Source organism: Cellulomonas cellasea, from assembly GCF_030372105.1.
Lineage (GTDB): Bacteria > Actinomycetota > Actinomycetes > Actinomycetales > Cellulomonadaceae > Cellulomonas_A > Cellulomonas_A cellasea_A.
This window is the reverse complement of record NZ_JAUDBQ010000002.1, coordinates 201,132-217,296: the sequence shown is the minus strand read 5'-3', so window position 1 is coordinate 217,296 and position 16,165 is coordinate 201,132. Positions and strand designations below refer to the sequence as shown.

18 protein-coding genes are annotated in these 16,165 nt (G+C 72.7%); 15 read left to right on the top strand and 3 right to left on the bottom strand.

Going from position 1 to position 16,165, the window contains the following annotated elements:
• Window positions 1-6 precede the first annotated feature (6 nt).
• On the bottom strand, window positions 7-1,689 hold the full coding sequence (pgi, locus tag QUV83_RS02895; protein ID WP_289562470.1) for a glucose-6-phosphate isomerase: 1,683 nt from the start codon (window positions 1,687-1,689) through the stop codon (window positions 7-9).
• A gap of 127 nt (window positions 1,690-1,816) precedes the next feature.
• On the opposite strand from pgi, the gene QUV83_RS02890 reads away from it, so the two are divergent.
• From QUV83_RS02890 to QUV83_RS02880, 3 genes are all read left to right on the top strand, one after another.
• The gene (locus tag QUV83_RS02890) at window positions 1,817-2,218 is read left to right on the top strand and encodes a hypothetical protein (protein ID WP_289562468.1); all 402 of its coding nucleotides are present in this window, start codon (window positions 1,817-1,819) and stop codon (window positions 2,216-2,218) included.
• Window positions 2,215-2,433, top strand: a complete 219-nt coding sequence (locus QUV83_RS02885; RefSeq protein ID WP_234346472.1) for a hypothetical protein — start codon at window positions 2,215-2,217, stop codon at window positions 2,431-2,433. The genes QUV83_RS02890 and QUV83_RS02885 overlap by 4 nt, the downstream gene beginning before the upstream one ends.
• 81 nt (window positions 2,434-2,514) lie before the next feature.
• Entirely contained in the window at window positions 2,515-3,084 is a 570-nt protein-coding gene (locus tag QUV83_RS02880; RefSeq protein WP_289562465.1) for a hypothetical protein, read from the top strand.
• Between the two features lie 54 nt (window positions 3,085-3,138).
• Here the strand turns inward: QUV83_RS02880 and QUV83_RS02875 are convergent, their stop codons facing one another.
• Window positions 3,139-3,501, bottom strand: a complete 363-nt coding sequence (locus QUV83_RS02875; protein WP_289562463.1) for a GntR family transcriptional regulator — start codon at window positions 3,499-3,501, stop codon at window positions 3,139-3,141.
• Between the two features lie 125 nt (window positions 3,502-3,626).
• Between QUV83_RS02875 and QUV83_RS02870 the strand changes: the two genes are divergently transcribed.
• From QUV83_RS02870 to QUV83_RS02825, 10 genes are all read left to right on the top strand, one after another.
• The gene (locus QUV83_RS02870; RefSeq protein WP_289562461.1) at window positions 3,627-4,598 is read left to right on the top strand and encodes a PfkB family carbohydrate kinase; all 972 of its coding nucleotides are present in this window, start codon (window positions 3,627-3,629) and stop codon (window positions 4,596-4,598) included.
• A 101-nt stretch (window positions 4,599-4,699) separates the two neighbouring features.
• On the top strand, window positions 4,700-5,884 hold the full coding sequence (locus QUV83_RS02865; protein WP_436231876.1) for an ROK family transcriptional regulator: 1,185 nt from the start codon (window positions 4,700-4,702) through the stop codon (window positions 5,882-5,884).
• An 88-nt stretch (window positions 5,885-5,972) separates the two neighbouring features.
• Window positions 5,973-7,328, top strand: coding sequence for an extracellular solute-binding protein (locus tag QUV83_RS02860; protein ID WP_289562457.1), 1,356 nt, complete (start codon window positions 5,973-5,975; stop codon window positions 7,326-7,328).
• Between the two features lie 72 nt (window positions 7,329-7,400).
• Window positions 7,401-8,339 (top strand): carbohydrate ABC transporter permease, encoded by a 939-nt coding sequence (locus QUV83_RS02855; protein WP_436231869.1) that lies wholly within the window; start codon window positions 7,401-7,403, stop codon window positions 8,337-8,339.
• Window positions 8,336-9,265 carry a carbohydrate ABC transporter permease gene (locus QUV83_RS02850; RefSeq protein ID WP_436231868.1) on the top strand — a complete coding sequence of 310 codons (930 nt, stop codon included), beginning with the start codon at window positions 8,336-8,338 and terminating at the stop codon, window positions 9,263-9,265. The genes QUV83_RS02855 and QUV83_RS02850 overlap by 4 nt, the downstream gene beginning before the upstream one ends.
• Before the next feature lies 1 nt (window position 9,266).
• On the top strand, window positions 9,267-10,256 hold the full coding sequence (locus QUV83_RS02845; protein ID WP_289562453.1) for an ROK family protein: 990 nt from the start codon (window positions 9,267-9,269) through the stop codon (window positions 10,254-10,256).
• Window positions 10,244-11,038 (top strand): glucosamine-6-phosphate deaminase, encoded by a 795-nt coding sequence (gene nagB, locus QUV83_RS02840; protein WP_289562451.1) that lies wholly within the window; start codon window positions 10,244-10,246, stop codon window positions 11,036-11,038. Before QUV83_RS02845 ends, nagB begins: the two co-directional genes overlap by 13 nt.
• Before the next feature lie 69 nt (window positions 11,039-11,107).
• Window positions 11,108-11,500: a DUF3039 domain-containing protein gene (locus tag QUV83_RS02835; RefSeq protein ID WP_289562449.1), complete on the top strand. Its 393-nt coding sequence runs from the start codon at window positions 11,108-11,110 to the stop codon at window positions 11,498-11,500.
• Window positions 11,501-11,562: 62 nt separating this feature from the next.
• A complete protein-coding gene (locus tag QUV83_RS02830; protein ID WP_436231875.1) occupies window positions 11,563-13,326 on the top strand; it encodes a DEAD/DEAH box helicase in 1,764 nt (587 codons plus the stop codon).
• A gap of 231 nt (window positions 13,327-13,557) precedes the next feature.
• Window positions 13,558-13,716: a hypothetical protein gene (locus QUV83_RS02825; protein ID WP_187138353.1), complete on the top strand. Its 159-nt coding sequence runs from the start codon at window positions 13,558-13,560 to the stop codon at window positions 13,714-13,716.
• 44 nt (window positions 13,717-13,760) lie between these two features.
• Here the strand turns inward: QUV83_RS02825 and QUV83_RS02820 are convergent, their stop codons facing one another.
• A complete protein-coding gene (locus QUV83_RS02820; RefSeq protein WP_436231874.1) occupies window positions 13,761-15,047 on the bottom strand; it encodes a nicotinate phosphoribosyltransferase in 1,287 nt (428 codons plus the stop codon).
• Window positions 15,048-15,195: 148 nt separating this feature from the next.
• On the opposite strand from QUV83_RS02820, the gene clpS reads away from it, so the two are divergent.
• A complete protein-coding gene (clpS, locus tag QUV83_RS02815) occupies window positions 15,196-15,489 on the top strand; it encodes an ATP-dependent Clp protease adapter ClpS (protein WP_436231867.1) in 294 nt (97 codons plus the stop codon).
• Window positions 15,489-16,154 (top strand): DUF2017 domain-containing protein, encoded by a 666-nt coding sequence (locus tag QUV83_RS02810; RefSeq protein WP_289562442.1) that lies wholly within the window; start codon window positions 15,489-15,491, stop codon window positions 16,152-16,154. Before clpS ends, QUV83_RS02810 begins: the two co-directional genes overlap by 1 nt.
• Window positions 16,155-16,165: the final 11 nt, after the last annotated feature.

Here is a 16,165-nt window from a genome sequence, read left to right as displayed (position 1 = left end):
CGGTGGTCAGCCGCGGTGGGTGCGGTAGTACTCGATGAGGCTGCGCGTGGACTGGTCCTGCGCGGCCAGGGCCTCGGCGTCGCCGGAGACGGCCGGGGCGATCTCCAGGGCGAGCTTCTTGCCGAGCTCGACGCCCCACTGGTCGAAGCTGTTGATGCCCCACACCACGCCCTGCACGAAGGTGATGTGCTCGTACAGCGCGATCAGCTGGCCGAGCACCGACGGCGTCAGGGCGGGCGCGAGGATCGACGTGGTGGGCCGGCTGCCGGTGAAGACGCGCGCGGGGACGATCTCCTCGGCGGTGCCCTCGGCGCGGACCTCGTCGGCGGTCTTGCCGAACGCGAGCGCCTTGGTCTGCGCGAAGAAGTTCGCGAGCAGCAGCTCGTGGACGTCGGTGTCGCCGTCCTTGAGCGGGTGCGCCGGGTTCGCCACGGCGATGAAGTCGGCCGGGACGAGGCGCGTGCCCTGGTGGATGAGCTGGTAGAAGGCGTGCTGCCCGTTGGTGCCGGGCTCGCCCCAGAACACCTCGCCGGTCTGCGTGGTGACGGGCGTGCCGTCCCAGCGGACCGACTTGCCGTTCGACTCCATCGTGAGCTGCTGCAGGTACGCCGGGAACCGGTGCAGGTGCTGCGCGTAGGGCAGCACGGCGTGCGTCGCGGCGTCGAGGAAGTTCACGTACCAGACGTTGAGCAGGCCCATCAGCACCGGCACGTTCTGCGCGAACGGGGTGGTGCGGAAGTGCTCGTCGACGGCGTGGAACCCGGACAGGAAGTCACGGAAGCCGTCCGGGCCGATCGCGATGGCCAGCGACGTGCCGATCGCGGAGTCCACCGAGTAGCGGCCGCCGACCCAGTCCCAGAACCCGAACGCGTTGGCCGGGTCGATGCCGAACGCGGCGACCTTGTCCAGCGCCGTCGACACGGCGACGAAGTGGCGGGCCACGGCCTGCGCGCGAGCCTCGTCGGTGTCCTCGATGGCGCCGGCCGCGGCGAGCTGCTCCCACAGCCACTCACGGGCCAGGCGCGCGTTGGTGAGCGTCTCGATGGTGCCGAACGTCTTCGAGGCGACGATGAACAGCGTGGTCGTCGGGTCCAGGCCCTGGACCGTCTCCGCGAGGTCCGTCGGGTCGATGTTGGAGACGAACCGCAGCTCGAGGCCGTCCTGCACGTACGGGGCGAGCGCCTCGTAGGCCATCACGGGGCCCAGGTCCGAGCCGCCGATGCCGATGTTCACCACAGTCGCCACCCGGGCGCCGGTGACGCCGGTCCAGGCGCCCGACCGGACCTTGTCCGCGAAGGCGAAGACCTTCTCGAGCTCGGCCTGGACGTCCGTGTCGACCTGCTGGCCGTCCACGACCAGTGCGGGGCTGGCCGACGCGGGCCGGCGCAGGGCGGTGTGCAGCACCGCGCGGTCCTCGGTGGAGTTGATGTGCTCGCCGGCGAACATCGCCGAGATGCGCTCGCCCAGGCGGACCTCGTCGGCCAGGCGCACCAACGTCTCCAGCGTCTGGTCGGTCACCAGGTTCTTCGACAGGTCGACGTGCAAGTCGCCGACCGTGCGTGTGAGCCGCTCGGTGCGCTCGGGGTCGGCGGCGAACCAGGCGCGCAGGTCGGGGCGGAGCGCGTCACGCTGCGCGGTGAGGTCGGTCCAGGCCGTCGTCGCGGTCGCGTCGATGGGTTCGGTCGTCACGGGGCTCCCTCTCGTCAGGTCAGTGGCACCACGGTATGTCCACCTGGGGGCGTCGCACGCGGGACTCCGCGCTGGTGGACGGCTGGCGGGCGGCTGCCAGACGCGGGCGGGCGCCTAGAGTGGTCCCGTGCCACGCCCTCCTCTCGCCACGCTCCCCACGGCGGTCGTCGCAGCCCTGACGCTCGTGGTCGGCTTCGCCGTCGGGCAGCTCACCGGGGTGCGGCCCCTCGCCGCAGTGGTGCTCATCGCAGGCGGCGCCTGGTGCGCGTGGCGTTCCGTGCCGGCCGCCGGATGGCTGCGGACGGCAGCGGTCGTCCTCGTGGCCGTGCTCGCGTTCGTCGGGTCGCACCTGGCCGCCCCGACGATCGGCGCGTGGCCCGCCGTGATCGCCGCCGCGCTGCTGCTCGGCGCCGCCGCGTGGATGCTGGTCGACCGGGCGGCGGGCCGTGCTGGCGCCGACCGCTCAGCGGACGGGCCGACAATGGGAGCAGAGGGCGCTGCTGTGGCGCCGGCAAGGAGAAGGCCATGACGGGCAAGGCCCCCCGAACCCCGCTGGGCATGCGCGTGACGGAGAAGCTCTTGACGATCTTCGGGCCGCCGCAGCTCGGCGACTCGACAGCCCCGCACCGCCCGGTCAGCGCCGAGGAGCGCGAGCGGGACCAGGACCTGCGCACCCAGCTCGAACGGGTTGTGGGGCCGGACGGCCACTCCTACCTGGTCGAGCGCCAGGTCCCGGCCGAATAGTTCCGATGCGCTGACACCCGGGCTGGTGAACTGGATCGTTCCTGTTCCTTGGTCGGGCCGCGGCCTCGGTACAGTCCGGCGATGACCAGCCGCCCGACTCGCCTGACAGGCGACGAGTTGTTCAGCGTGGGGACGACGGTTCGCGACTTCTGGGCCTACGCGCTCTCGGACTTCCAGCAGAACACGGCTCGCGGCGCCCTCGCCGAGTATCTCGTCGCCCGCGCTGTTGGCGCGGCAGGAGATCGGGTCGAGTGGGATGCCTACGACGTCCTCGCCCCGGATGGGACGACTATCGAGGTCAAGACGTCGGGACACTCCCAGGCGTGGGCTCGCTCAGGCCCGGCCGTCATCGCGTTCTCCGGTCTGCCTGGGCGCGCGGGGAAGACCTCGTGGGATGCGACGACCAACACGTACGGTCCCGCACACGTTGCGGACGTCTACGTCTTTGCCGTGCACACCACCAGCCAGGACGAGCCGTATGACGGCCTCGATATCGGCCGGTGGCTCTTCCATGTCGTTCCTGGCGCCGTGGTCGCCGCCACGGGCCAGGGTTCGATGCGGCTCACGACTGTCATCCGGTTGGGGGGAGTTCCGATCCTCTGGGAGCGACTTGCTGATGCGATCACAGCCGCAGCCGCGAGTTCACGGTAGCGATCACCCATCATCAGCAGGCGGGAAGGGGCCCGATCAGGCGGCTTCCGGACGTCAGGCGGGTTCGGCGAGTGCGGCGCGGACCCAGCCGAGCGCGGTCTCGTCGTCGAGGCCCAGCTCACGGGCGCGTCGGGCGAAGGCGAGCGCGGCCGCCATGGCCTCGCTGGCCCGCACCGCGTCGGCGGCGCGGACGAAGGTGCCGTTGCGGCCGCGCGTCTCGACGACTCCGCCGTGCTCGAGCTCGCGGTAGGCGCGGGCGACGGTGTTGGCGGCGAGTCCCAAGTCCTCGGCGAGGCGGCGCACGGTGGGCAGCCGGGTTCCGGGCGGCACGGCGCCTGAGCGGACCTGCTCGGTGATCTGCGTGCGCAGTTGCTCGTAGGGCGGCGAAGCCGAGTCGGCATCGATGAACAGGCGCATGGCGGGCCCTTCGGGACGTCGGCGTGGCGGGGTGCGCACAAACTATCGGTCGGCGGTTGGCCTGGGGGGCGCTCGGTACAGTCGGCGGGCCGCGTCGGGCGGCGCCGTCCCCGGAGGTGTGTGCGATGGAACCGCGTCGTCCCTGGCTGGTGTGCTGCGGCCTGGTCACCCTCGACGTGCTCCAGGTGGTCGATCACGTGCCCGCCGCGAATGAGAAGGTCGTCGCGCACGGCTTGCAGGTGACGTTCGGGGGCCCGGCGGCGAATGCCGCCGCGACGGCGGTGGCGCTCGGCGTGCCGACCCGGCTGGTGACGGCGATCGGCTCGGGGCCGGTGGCCGACTTGGTGCGGGCGGGCCTCGCGGAGGCCGGCGTCGAGGTGGTGGACCTGGTCGCGGGCGAGGCCGCGGCGCCGGCGGTGTCGACGGTGCTGGTGACACGGTCGACGGGGGAGCGCGCGGTGGCGTCGGTCAACGGCACGGGAGTGGGGGATCTGGGGGAGCGGGCGCGCGGCGTGCTGCCGGGGGTGCTCGACGACGCGCGGGCTGTGCTGCTCGACGGCCATCACCTCGCGGGGGCGTTGGCGCTGGCGTCCGCGGCGCGGGAGCGGGGGATCGTGGTGGCTCTCGACGGGGGGAGCTGGAAGGACGGGCTGGCGGAGTTGCTGGCCGTCGTGGACCACGCGGTGCTCTCGGCGGACTTCCGGCTGCCGGCGGCCGTTGCGGGCGCGGCCGAGCCGGGCAGCCTGGAGGATCTGGCGGCGGTGGCGGCCCTGGGCCCGGGCGTCGTCGCGCGCTCGGCTGGCGGCGGCCCGTTGCGCTGGATCGATGCGGCGGCGTTGTCGGCGGCGTCGGGGGAGGGGGCGGTCGTGCGCGTCGTCCAGCCGCCCGCGGTGCCTCCGGGCGCGGTGGTGGACACGCTGGGCGCCGGCGACGTGCTGCATGGGGCGTTCGCGGCCCGCCTCGCGTTGGGCGACGACGTGGGGGCGGCGCTCGCGGCGGGCGTCGAGGCCGCGACGCGATCGGTGCGGCACGCGGGGGCGCGGGGCTGGATCGCGGCGCGTGACGATGGGCGACAGGGCGCCGACGGGCCGCGCTGACCTGCGAACCCGGGCAGACCGCCACATCACAAAGTGATCACAGTCACAGAAGAGCCTTGACGCCGATTAGTAAGGCAGGTTCACTAACAAATGTGACAGCGATCACCGCGAACGGAGCCAACGGCGGCGCCGGCAGGGCACTGGGGGGCATCCTCCGACCCACTGCCAAGCTGCTCCCCGAGCACGCCCGAGCCCACCACCGTTCGATGGTGCTCCAGCACCTGTTCCACTCCGGCGCCACCTCGCGCGCCGACCTGGCCCGCAGCACAGGCCTCACCCGGGTCACCGTCTCCGACCTCGTCGCGTCGCTGCTGGCCGAAGGGATCGTGGAGGAGCTCGGCGTCCGCCAGGAGGGCAAGGTCGGCAAGCCCGCGATCCTCGTCGGGATGCGCACCGCCGAGTTCCAGGTGGTGGCCATCGACCTCGCCGACGACGAGAGCCTGCACGGCGCCGTCATGACGCTCGTCGGGGACGTGGTCGCCCGGCGCACCGCCCGGCTCGAGGGCCGCACCGGGACGCCCGCCGTCGACGTGTTGCGCGGCCTGTGCCGCGACCTCCTCGCCGCCGCCAGCCGGCCCGTGATCGGGGTGGGCATCAGCTCGCCCGGCGTCATCGCCGCCGACGGCGCCGTGGTCGAGGCCCCGAACCGGGGCTGGTACGACGTGCCGCTCGCCGCCGACCTCGCCCGTGAGCTCGGCGTCCCCGTGCACGTCGCGAACGACGCCAACACCCGCGCGCTGGGCGAGCTGACCTTCGGCGGCGCCACCGGCGACGGGCTCATGGTCGTGACCGTCGGCCAAGGCCTCGGCGCCGGCCTCGTCGTCGATGGCGCCCTCGTGCGCGGCCGACGCGACGCGGCCGGGGAGATCGGGCACGTCACAGTCGTCGACGAGCGCGAAGAGGCATTCGGGGGAGACCGCGCGCTGCCCTGCGCGTGCGGGCGCCGTGGATGCCTCGAGACCGTGCTGTCGGTCCCCGCCCTGCGGCGTCGCGTCGCCGGGCTCTCACCCCAGGACGCCGATGCGGCACTCGCATCGGCAGGGCGGCTGTTGGGCACCGCGCTGGCGCCCGTCATCAGCGCCCTGAACCTCGCCGAGGTCCTGCTCTCCGGTCCGCCGGAGCTGCTCGACGGACCCCTGCGGGAGGCGGCGCTGGACGCCGTCAGGCAGCGCACCATGCCCGTGATCGGGCATGACCTGCGGCTACGCACCACCTCACTAGGAGAGGACGCCGCGCTCTTCGGGGCCGCCGTCCTCGTCCTGTCCGGTCAGCTCGGGGTCTCGTGAGGACCCCGAGCCGACCACTTGCAGGTCGGACGCACCACCCTCGGCGACGCCAGACGGCGATCGCCTCGCACCTGGGAGGAACACCAACGTGAAGATCCTACGGACGGCGGCCGTCGGAGTGGCGGCAGCACTCGCACTCGCGGCCTGCGGAAGCGGCGACGGGCCCACCGGCGAGCCCGCCGGCGAGAGCACGAGCGATAACTCGATCACCCTGTGGCTGGCGGGCGGCGACACGCCCGACGAGCTGCGCGAGTACCTCACGACGACGTTCGAGGCCGAGAACCCCGGATCGAAGCTCGTCATCGAGCAGCAGGACTGGGGCGACCTGATCACCAAGCTCACCACGGCCCTGCCCGACGCGGCGAACACCCCCGACGTCGTCGAGCTCGGCAACTCGCAGTCCTCCACGTTCACCAACGTGGGCGCGTTCCTGGACATCAGCGACATGTACGAGGAGCTCGGCGGCGACAAGCTCCTGCCCGGCTTCGTGGAGGCGGGGGTCGTCGACGGCGCCAACTTCACGCTCCCGTACTACTTCGGCTCGCGGTACGTCTTCTACCGCAAGGACCTCTGGGCCGCGGCGGGCGTCGAGGTTCCCAAGACCCTCGCCGAGTTCAACGAGACGGTCGCCACCATCGCGTCCGCGCAGCCCAACGGCATCCCGAACCTCTCGGGCTTCTGGATCGGCGGCCAGGACTGGCGCAACGGCATCTCCTGGATCTTCGCCAACGGCGGCGAGCTCGCGGTCCAGAAGGACGGCCAGTGGACGTCCACGATGTCCGACCCGAAGTCGATCAAGGGCCTCGAGCAGCTCCAGGAGATCTGGACCAGCGCGTCGAAGGCGCCGCGTGACGCGAAGGACGACAACACCTACAACCACCTCAACGACTCCGACGCCGTCGAGGCCGCGGACGGCACCACGACGTCCTACTCGCTCGACGCGGCGACGGTCATGGCGCCGGGCTGGGCGCACTGGTCCGTCGGCGACCTGGTCACCAAGGACGGCAAGGAGGTCCGGGAGTGGAACGACGAGCGGTTCGGCGTCTTCACGCTCCCCAACGTCGACGGGACCGGCCCGGCGCCGGTGTTCGCCGGCGGCTCCAACATCGGGATCTCCGCGAAGTCGCAGAACCCGGAGCTGGCGAAGAGCCTGATGCGGATCATCTTCTCGGACAAGTACCAGCAGATGCTCGGTGAGAACGGCCTGGGCCCGGGCAACTCGGACCACGTCGGCTCCCTCGGGGACGACCAGTTCGCCACCGCGCTGATCGAGTCCGCGCTCGGCGCGAAGCTCACCCCGGCGGCGCCCGGCTGGGCGGCGCTGGAGAACAGCAAGAAGCTCGAGGAGTTCTTCGGGCAGATCGCCAGCGGGGCTGACGTCACTGCCACCGCGAAGGCGTTCGACGCCGCCGCCACGCCCATCCTCAACGGCGCGGCCGGCTGACCGGCGTCGCTCCGGGCCGGACGGCGCCTGCAAGCGCCGTCCGGCCCGGGGCGGCCTGCGCGGACGAAGGAGATGACCATGTCCCGCACCCTCGACACCCCTCCACGGGCTGACGCCCTCCGCAAGCGCCGCAAGCCGCGCGCGCCCTTCATCCTGCTCGCCCCCGCGGTCCTCCTGCTGCTCGCCGCGCTGGCCTACCCCGTGGGCTGGCAGATCGTCACGTCGATGCAGCGCTTCGGCCTGGCGCAGCAGTTCGGCGCGAGCGCCGAGTTCGTGGGGCTGGGCAACTACGCCCGCCTGGTCACCGACCCCGAGCTGTGGGGCGTCGTGCTCCGCTCGCTGGCCTTCTGCCTGGTCAACGCGTTGCTGACGATGGCCATCGGGGTTCTTCTGGCCCTGCTGATGAAGGCCGTGCCGCGCCCCGTCGCCCTGGTGCTCCAGGTGTCGCTGCTGCTCGCCTGGGCGATGCCCGTGGTGGCGGCCATGACGGTGTGGCGCTGGCTGTTCGACTACCAGCGCGGCGTCATCAACCACCTGCTGACCCAGCTCGGCTTCGACTTCGTGGGGCACTCCTGGCTCGAGCAGCCGCTGTCGTTCTTGTTCGTCGCCACCGTCGTGATCGTGTGGATGTCGGTGCCCTTCGTGGCGTTCTCGGTGTACGCCGGGCTCACCCAGGTGCCGGACGAGGTGCTCGAGGCGGCGCAGATCGACGGGGCGAACTCGCGCCAGCGGTTCACCGGGATCATCCTGCCGATGGTCCGCCCCGTGCTGGCCCTCGTCCTGCTGCTGCAGCTCATCTGGGACCTGCGGGTCTTCGCGCAGATCAAGCTGCTGCAGGACGCCGGGGGAGTGCCCAGCGAGACCAACCTGCTCGGCACGTACATCTACCAGGTGGGCGTCGGCTCCGGGGACTTCGGCGCCGCGTCAGCGGTGTCCATGTTCGTGCTGGCGCTGACGGTCACGCTGAGCTGGCCGTACGTGCGGACCCTGCTGCGAGAGGAGCAGCCATGACCGCCCTCCCCGGAGCCGCCACTCAGACGGCCCCCCAGGCCCCGCCGGCCACAGCGCCGCGCCGCGTGGCCCCCCGGCGCGGCGGACCCGCGCCCCGGACCCTCATGCGGGTGCTGCTGAGCGTCATCGCGCTCGTCATCGCCGCCCTGTGGGCGTTCCCCGTCTACTGGATGCTCATCTCCTCGCTGCTGCCGAACGTGCGCCTGACGTCGGGCGCCCCGATGTTCTGGCCGACCCGGCCGTCGCTCGACAACTTCGCCGCGGTGCTCGACGGCGGCACGTTCCTGCCCGCGCTGCGGATGAGCCTGGCGATCACCACCCTCACCGTGGCCGTCGCGATCGTGCTGGCGTTCCTCGCGGCGCTCGCGGTGAGCCGCTACCGGTTCACCGGCCGTCGCAGTTTCGTCCTGACCGTCCTCGTCGTGCAGATGCTGCCCGCCGAGGGGCTGTTCATCGCGCAATACAAGCTGCTGGGCTCGGCGCAGCTGCTCAACTCGGTGATCGGCATCTCGGTGCTGTACGCCGCTGCGGTGGTCCCGTTCACGATCTGGATGCTGCGCGGCTTCGTCGCCGGGGTACCCGTCGAGCTCGAGGAGGCCGCGATGGTCGACGGCCTGAGCCGCTGGCAGGCGTTCATGCGGATCACGCTGCCGTTGCTCGCCCCCGGCCTGATCGCCTCGGGGGTGTACGCGTTCCTGCAGGCCTGGAACGAGTTCACCCTCGCGCTGGTGGTGCTGCCGGCGGAGTCCGCCAAGACCCTGCCGGTGTGGCTGCGCGGGTTCGTGCAGGCGAGCGTGAGCCGCGAGGTCGACTGGGGCCAGGTGATGGCCGCGTCCACGCTCCTCGCGCTGCCGGTGATCGTGTTCTTCATGCTGGTGCAGCGCCGGATGACCTCCGGGCTGGTGTCGGGGGCGGTGAAGGGCTGACGTGAGCGAGAACCCGCTTGACCTGGCGGTCGGCACGACGACGACGGCGGCCAGCGGTGGGCCGGGCTGGACCGTGGGCCTGGACATCGGCGGCACCAAGGTGATGGGCGTCCTGCTCGACGACGACGGCGCCGTGCGGCGCCGGGTGCGCCTGCCCACCACCGCTGGCGCCCGGGGGGTCGTCGCGGCGGCCCAGGCGGCAGTGCTGGACCTCACGGGGTGGGCGGGCGTCGACCCGCGCGCGCTGCGGGGTGTGGGCGCCGGGGTGCCGGGCCTGGTGGACCCGGTGGCCGGCGCCGTGGAGCACGCCGTCAACCTGGGCATCGCCGAACGCCTCCCACTCGCCGAGCTGCTCGGCGACGCGCTCGGCGGCGTGCCCGTGCTGTTGGAGAACGACCTGAACGCCGCGGTGCTCGGCGCCGCGCATCTGGCGCCCGAGCCGGTGCGGGACCTCGCGTTCCTGGCGCTCGGCACCGGGGTGGCCGCGGGGCTGCTGCTCGACGGGACGCTGCGGCGTGGCGCCGCGCGCTCGGCGGGGGAGATCGGGCATGTGACGCTCGTCCCCGGCGGGCGGCCCTGCGAGTGCGGGCAACGCGGCTGCCTGGAGCGCTACGCCTCGGGCAGCGCGATCGCCGCGGTGTGGCCGAGCAGCGACTGCCCGCCCGCCGCCGCGCTCTTCGAGGCGGCCGCCGAGGGGGACCTCCGGGCCGTCGCGCTGCGCGACGAGTTCGCGTGGGCGGTGGGGTCGGCGGTGCGCCTGCTGGTCCTCACCTGCGACGTCGAGCGCATCGTGATCGGCGGCGGCGTGAGCGAGCTGGGCGCGCCACTGCTCGACGCCGTGGCAGGCTCTCTCGCGCGAGAGGCAGAGGCGTCGCCATTCCTGGCGTCGATGAAGCTCGAGGACAGGGTGCTCTTGGCGCCGATAGGTGTGCCAGTCGGAGCCGTGGGTGCTGCACTGGTGGGACGAGGGGAGGCCTCATGGAGGTGGTGATCGGTGACGGCGCGGAGATCGCGCGACTCGCCGCAGACGTGATCGAGGAGCGGGTGCGCGCGCGGGCCGCGATCGGCTCGCGGGCGGTGCTCGGCCTGGCGACGGGGTCCAGCCCTCTCGCGGTGTACGACGAGCTGGTGCGGCGGCACCACGAGGAGGGGCTGTCCTTCGCGGGCGTCGAGGCGTTCATGCTCGACGAGTACATCGGCCTGGAGGAGGACGACCCCCGCAGCTACCGCAACGTCATCGAGCAGGAACTCGTCTCCCGCGTCGACTTCACCCCCGGCGACGTGCACGGCCTGGACAGCCACGCCGAGGACATCCCGGCGGCGTGCACCGCGTACGAGATGGCGATCGTGGCCGCGGGCGGGGTGGATGTGCAGCTCCTGGGGATCGGGGCCGACGGGCACGTGGCGTTCAACGAGCCGGGCTCGTCGCTGGCCTCGCGGACCCGGCTCAAGACCCTCACGGCGGGGACCCGCGCCGACAACGCGCGGTTCTTCGACGGCGACGTCGACGCGGTGCCGCGGCACTGCCTGACGCAGGGCCTGGGCACGATCATGCAGGCCCGCCACCTGGTGCTGGTCGCGCTCGGCCGGGCCAAGTCGGAGGCCGTGCACCAGCTCGTGGAGGGGCCGGTGAGCGTGCTGTGGCCGGCGACGGTGCTGCAGCACCACCCGCACGTCACGGTGCTGGTGGACGAGGGCGCCGCCAGCAGGCTCCAGCTCGCGCCCTACTACCGGGAGGCCTTCGCCGAGAAGCCGTCATGGCAGGGACTGTGACGGAACTCGGCGACGCCACGTCCGTGGACGCGGGCCACCTCGTGGGTGGGCCGCCGTAGACTCGGTGGCATGAGTGAGCCCCAGCCTTTCCCTGTCGAACCGGACGACCCGTTCAGCTCGGACCCGGGCGCGGGCACCTCCACCAGCGTCCTCGAGCGCACGGAGACGACCGAGCAGGTCGAGCCCGGCGACCACGAGCGTTTCGCGCACTATGTGCGCAAGGAGAAGATCCTCGACTCCGCGATCAGCGGCAGCCCTGTGATCGCGCTGTGCGGCAAGGTGTGGGTGCCGGGTCGCGACCCGAACAAGTTCCCCGTGTGCCCGCAGTGCAAGGAGATCTACGAGGGCCTGCGCGAGCCGCAGGACGGCGGCTCCGGGGACTCCGGCGGTTCCGGCGGGGGTAGGCGCTGGGGCGGGTTCGGGCGCGGCAAGGGGTCGGGCGACTCCTCCGGCGGGAAGTGAGCGCGCTCCGCCAGCCAGCGTCCTCCGCCAGCAGTCACGCGTCGTCGTCGGCAGCCTCGAATCTGCCGCCGGCCTTCCCTGCCCGTGCCCCGTGGGGCACGGCGGGGAAGTTGCGTGCCTGGCAGGCTGAGGCGCTCGAGCTGTACCGCGTCCGCAACCCGCGCGACTTCCTGGCGGTGGCCACCCCGGGCGCCGGCAAGACGACGTTCGCGCTGCGCATCGCCACCGAGCTGCTCGAGGCCGGCGTGGTGCGGCGGGTCACCGTCGTGGCGCCCACCGAGCACCTCAAGCGGCAGTGGGCTGACGCCGCGGCCCGCGTCGGCATCAAGATCGACCCGAACTTCACCAACGCGCAGGGCCGGCACGGCCACGGCTTCGACGGCGTCGCGGTGACGTACGCGCAGGTCGCGTCGAAGCCCGCGCTGCACGCGGCGCGCACGTCAGCGGCGCCGACGCTCGTCATCCTCGACGAGATACACCACGGCGGCGACGCGCTGTCCTGGGGTGACGCGGTGCGCGAGGCGTTCGAGGGCGCCACCCGGCGCCTGGGCCTGACGGGCACGCCGTTCCGCTCTGACACCGCGGCGATCCCGTTCGTCACCTACGAGCGCGGCAGGGACGGCATCCGCCGCAGCGTCTCCGACTACTCCTACGGGTACGGCGACGCGCTGCGCGACCACGTCGTGCGGCCCGTGATCTTCCTCTCCTACAGCGGCTCGATGCGCTGGCGCACCAAGGCGGGCGACGAGGTCAGCGCGCGACTGGGGGAGCCGCTCACCAAGGACCTCACCGCGCAGGCGTGGCGCACGGCCCTGGACCCGAACGGCGAGTGGATCCCGTCGGTGCTCGCCGCGGCCGACCGCCGCCTCAGCGAGGTGCGGCGCTCGGTGCCCGACGCCGGGGCGATGGTCATCGCCACCGACCAGAACGACGCGCGGGCCTATGCGGGCCACCTGGCCCGGATCACCGGCAAGTCGCCCACCGTGGTGCTCTCGGACGACGACGGCGCGAGCGACCGGATCGACGAGTTCTCCGCGTCGGACTCCCGCTGGCTCGTGGCGGTCCGGATGGTGTCCGAGGGGGTGGACGTGCCGCGGCTCGCCGTCGGCGTCTACGCCACCAGCACCTCGACGCCGCTGTTCTTCGCGCAGGCCGTCGGCCGGTTCGTGCGCGCCCGGCGACGGGGGGAGACGGCCTCGGTGTTCCTGCCGAGCGTCCCGCAGCTCCTGGCGCTGGCGAACACGCTCGAGGAGGAGCGGGACCACGCGCTGGACCGCCCGCTCACCGCGGAGGAGCAGGGCGACGTGTTCTCGCCCGAGGACGCGCTGCTCGCCGAGGCGAACTCCGAGCGCAACGGCCCGGACGCGGTGGGCCCGGACGGCAAGCAGGGATCCTTCGAGGCGCTCGAGGCCCAGGCGTCCTTCGACCGCGTGCTCTTCGACGGCGGCGAGTTCGGCACGGGGGCTGATGTCGGCTCGGAGGAGGAGCTGGACTTCCTGGGCCTGCCGGGGCTGCTCGACGCGGACCAGGTGACCACGCTGCTCAAGCAGCGCCAGGCCGAGCAGCAGAGCGGCCGGCGCAGGAGCAGGTCGGCGCAGGAGCAGGCCGATCAGCTCGCGGAGATGGACCACCGCCGCCAGGCCGAGCTGCGCAAGGAGCTGGCCCAGCTCGTGGGGGCGTGGGCCCGTCGCAGCGGGCAGCCGCATGGCACGGTGCACACCGAGCTGCGGCGCCGGTGCGGCGGCCCAGAGGTCGCGCTCGCGGACCCGGACCAGCTCACGGCGCGCATCGAGCTGCTGCGGGCCTGGTTCGTCGGCAAGCGCTGAGGTCGTCCGCCCCGTCGGGAGCCCCGAAGTGTCTCACATCGTGGACAGGGTGTTGACTTGCGTTTCCGCAGGTCAGCGCCCTGGACACGTGCCCACTTAGCAAAAGTCGCCCGATTCGCAACTCTTGTTCTCCGGATGCCGAGGGCCCGTCCCGATGCCAGTCTTCTGGACGTGCCACCGACCCCGGATCCCCCGGGGGTCGGAACCGAGAACAGCGAAAGGGTGTGCATTATGCCGTCCTGGCTCCTCCTCATCATCGTCGGCGCCGTCCTGGTCATCCTGGGCGTCGCCACGAACATCGGGCAGTTCCTCATCTGGATCGGCGTCATCGTCCTCGTCGTCAGCCTGATCCTCGGGCTCGTGGGGCGTGGTCGCGGCGCACGGATCTAGCGGGGCGCTGCCCCTGAGGCGCTGAGCGCAGCCCCCTGCTCGTCTCAGCCGCCCAGGTGCAGCGTCACCGTCGGAACCGCGGCCTCGTCCGCGGACAGGCGCCGGGCCCCCCGAGGCAACTCGTCACGGGAGGCCCGGTGCCTTTCTGTCGCCCGCAGCAGTCCCTCCTTGCCGGTCCACGCGGGGTCGACGACGCCGTCGACCACCAGCGGCGCCTGCAGGGCCCGCAACGAGTCCTCCTGCGACACCCACGCGCAGACCTCGGCATCCGTGCCGGTCACCAGCACCTCCTCCACGGCCCGGCCATCGGGGCCCAGCCGACGGGCAGCGGCCTTGCGGCCCCCCGTGCCGGCCTTGGCCCGCGACGTCTTCGCCACCGGCTCCATCTCCCCGCTGCGCCCCTCGCGGGCCACGAGCTTGTAGACCATCCCGCACGTCGGCGCCCCCGAGCCGGTCACCACTGACGTCCCCACGCCATAGGAGTCGACGGGCGCGGCGGCCAGCGCCGCGATCGCGTACTCGTCCAGGTCGGACGTCACCACGATGCGCGTGCCCCGGGCCCCCAGGTCGTCGAGCTGCGCGCGCACCTCCTGCGCCAGCACCCCCAAGTCGCCCGAGTCGAGCCGCACCGCGCCGAGCCCCGTGCCGGCGGCGGCCACCGCGCGCTCCACCCCGGCGCGGACGTCATAGGTGTCCACCAGCAGCGTCGTCCCAGGGCCCGCGGCGGCGACCTGCGCGGCGAACGCCGCCTCCTCGTCGTCGTGCAGCAGCGTGAACGCGTGCGCGGCGGTGCCGATGGTCGGGATGCCGTACCGGCGCCCAGCCTCCAGGTTCGACGTCCCCGCGAACCCGGCCACCGCGGCAGCCCGCGCCGCCGCCACAGCCGCCTGCTCGTGGGCGCGGCGCGAGCCCATCTCCAGGCAGGGCCGGTTGACGGCCGCGCTGGTCATCCGCGAGGCCGCGGACGCGACGGCGGAGTCGTGGTTGAGGATCGACAGCGCGAGGGTCTCCAGCAGCACCGCCTCCGCGAACGTGCCCTCGACCACCAGCACGGGGGACTGCGGGAAGAAGGCCTCGCCCTCCGCGTAGCCCGTGATGGAGCCCGTGAACCGGTAGCCGGCGAGGAAGTCCAGCGTCGTGTCGTCCACCACGCCCTCGGCGGCCAGCCAGTCGAGCTCCGCGGGGCCGAACCGGAAGTCCTCCAGCGACTCCAGCAGCCTGCCCGTGCCCGCGAGCACTCCGTACCGGCGCCCGGCGGGCAAGCGGCGGGTGAACACCTCGAACACGCAGCGCCGGTTGGCCGTGCCATTGCCGAGGGCGGCCTCGAGCATCGTCAGCTCGTACTTGTCGGTGAGCAGCGCAGTGCTCGGACGGGGGATTCTGGACAGGGCGGGGGCGGACCCAGGCGCCGTGGCCTCCGGAGTGCTCATGCGCTCAACGTAGGACGACTTCCTCCGCGGGCGCACCTACAGTGGGCGGGTGTCAGTCCAGATCGCACCCGAGGAGACCGCTGAGTCCCAGGCGGGCCAGCGGCTCGGGGACGCGTGGGTCACCATCGTGTGGAACGACCCCGTGAACCTCATGAGCTACGTCACCTATGTCTTCCAGAGCTACTTCGGCTACCCCCGGGAGAAGGCCGAGAAGCTCATGCGGCAGGTCCATGAGGAGGGCCGATCGGCGGTCTCCACGGGCAACCGCGAGCAGATGGAGGTCGATGTGCAGGCCATGCACTCCTTCGGGCTCTGGGCCACCCTCCAGCGGGGAGGCGAGTGATGCGCGCGTTCCGCCGCGAGCGGGGCGCACTGGTCGCCGAGCTCGACGCCACCGAGCGGGGCGTCTTCGCCGCCGTCATCGCGGACGTCGCCGACCTGCTGGGCGCCGGGCGCCTCGAGGAGCGCGACCCGGACGAGCCCGCGACGGACCCCGCCGCGGGGATGATCGGCATGTCGCTGCGGACCCAGGAGATCGAGCCGCCCGAGGACGACGCCGTGCGGCGGCTGCTGCCCGACGCGTCGGTGGACGACGAGGAGGTCGCCGCCGAGTTCCGCCGGCTCACCGAGGACGACCTGCGCCGCGTCAAGGTGGAACGCCTGACCTGGCTGTGGGACGCGCTCACCTCCGGCCCCGGCGACGGCTGGCCCGCAGACGCCGTGGTGGTGCCGCTCGAGCGCGGCGGCGCGGTCGCCGCGACGCTCACCGACCTGCGGCTGGTCCTGGCCGACCGGCTCGAACTGCACGAGGACGAGGACGCCGAGTCGCTGTACGTGGAGCTCGACGTCGACCCCGCGGAGGATGAGGACGACCCGCAGGCCGAGGTCCGCAGGTACCTGGGCGCCGTCTACATCTCCCTGAGCTGGTTGCAGGAGACGCTCATGGCGGCGCTGCTCGACGACCTGGGCCGCGCTGGACGGGACGGCCAGAGCAGGCAGCGAGGATGACTAGGCTCGCG

What these genes read in the sequence shown, in the direction of transcription:
- QUV83_RS02850 (WP_436231868.1), top strand. Translation starts at nt 8,336, where the DNA reads ATGACCGCCCTCCCCGGAGCCGCCACTCAGACGGCCCCCCAGGCCCCG.
- QUV83_RS02825 (WP_187138353.1), top strand. Translation starts at nt 13,558, where the DNA reads ATGCCGTCCTGGCTCCTCCTCATCATCGTCGGCGCCGTCCTGGTCATC.
- QUV83_RS02835 (WP_289562449.1), top strand. Translation starts at nt 11,108, where the DNA reads ATGAGTGAGCCCCAGCCTTTCCCTGTCGAACCGGACGACCCGTTCAGC.
- nagB (WP_289562451.1), top strand. Translation starts at nt 10,244, where the DNA reads ATGGAGGTGGTGATCGGTGACGGCGCGGAGATCGCGCGACTCGCCGCA.
- QUV83_RS02870 (WP_289562461.1), top strand. Translation starts at nt 3,627, where the DNA reads ATGGAACCGCGTCGTCCCTGGCTGGTGTGCTGCGGCCTGGTCACCCTC.
- QUV83_RS02880 (WP_289562465.1), top strand. Translation starts at nt 2,515, where the DNA reads ATGACCAGCCGCCCGACTCGCCTGACAGGCGACGAGTTGTTCAGCGTG.
- QUV83_RS02885 (WP_234346472.1), top strand. Translation starts at nt 2,215, where the DNA reads ATGACGGGCAAGGCCCCCCGAACCCCGCTGGGCATGCGCGTGACGGAG.
- QUV83_RS02820 (WP_436231874.1), bottom strand. Translation starts at nt 15,047, where the DNA reads ATGCTCGAGGCCGCCCTCGGCAATGGCACGGCCAACCGGCGCTGCGTG.
- QUV83_RS02855 (WP_436231869.1), top strand. Translation starts at nt 7,401, where the DNA reads ATGACCATGTCCCGCACCCTCGACACCCCTCCACGGGCTGACGCCCTC.
- QUV83_RS02810 (WP_289562442.1), top strand. Translation starts at nt 15,489, where the DNA reads ATGCGCGCGTTCCGCCGCGAGCGGGGCGCACTGGTCGCCGAGCTCGAC.
- QUV83_RS02875 (WP_289562463.1), bottom strand. Translation starts at nt 3,501, where the DNA reads ATGCGCCTGTTCATCGATGCCGACTCGGCTTCGCCGCCCTACGAGCAA.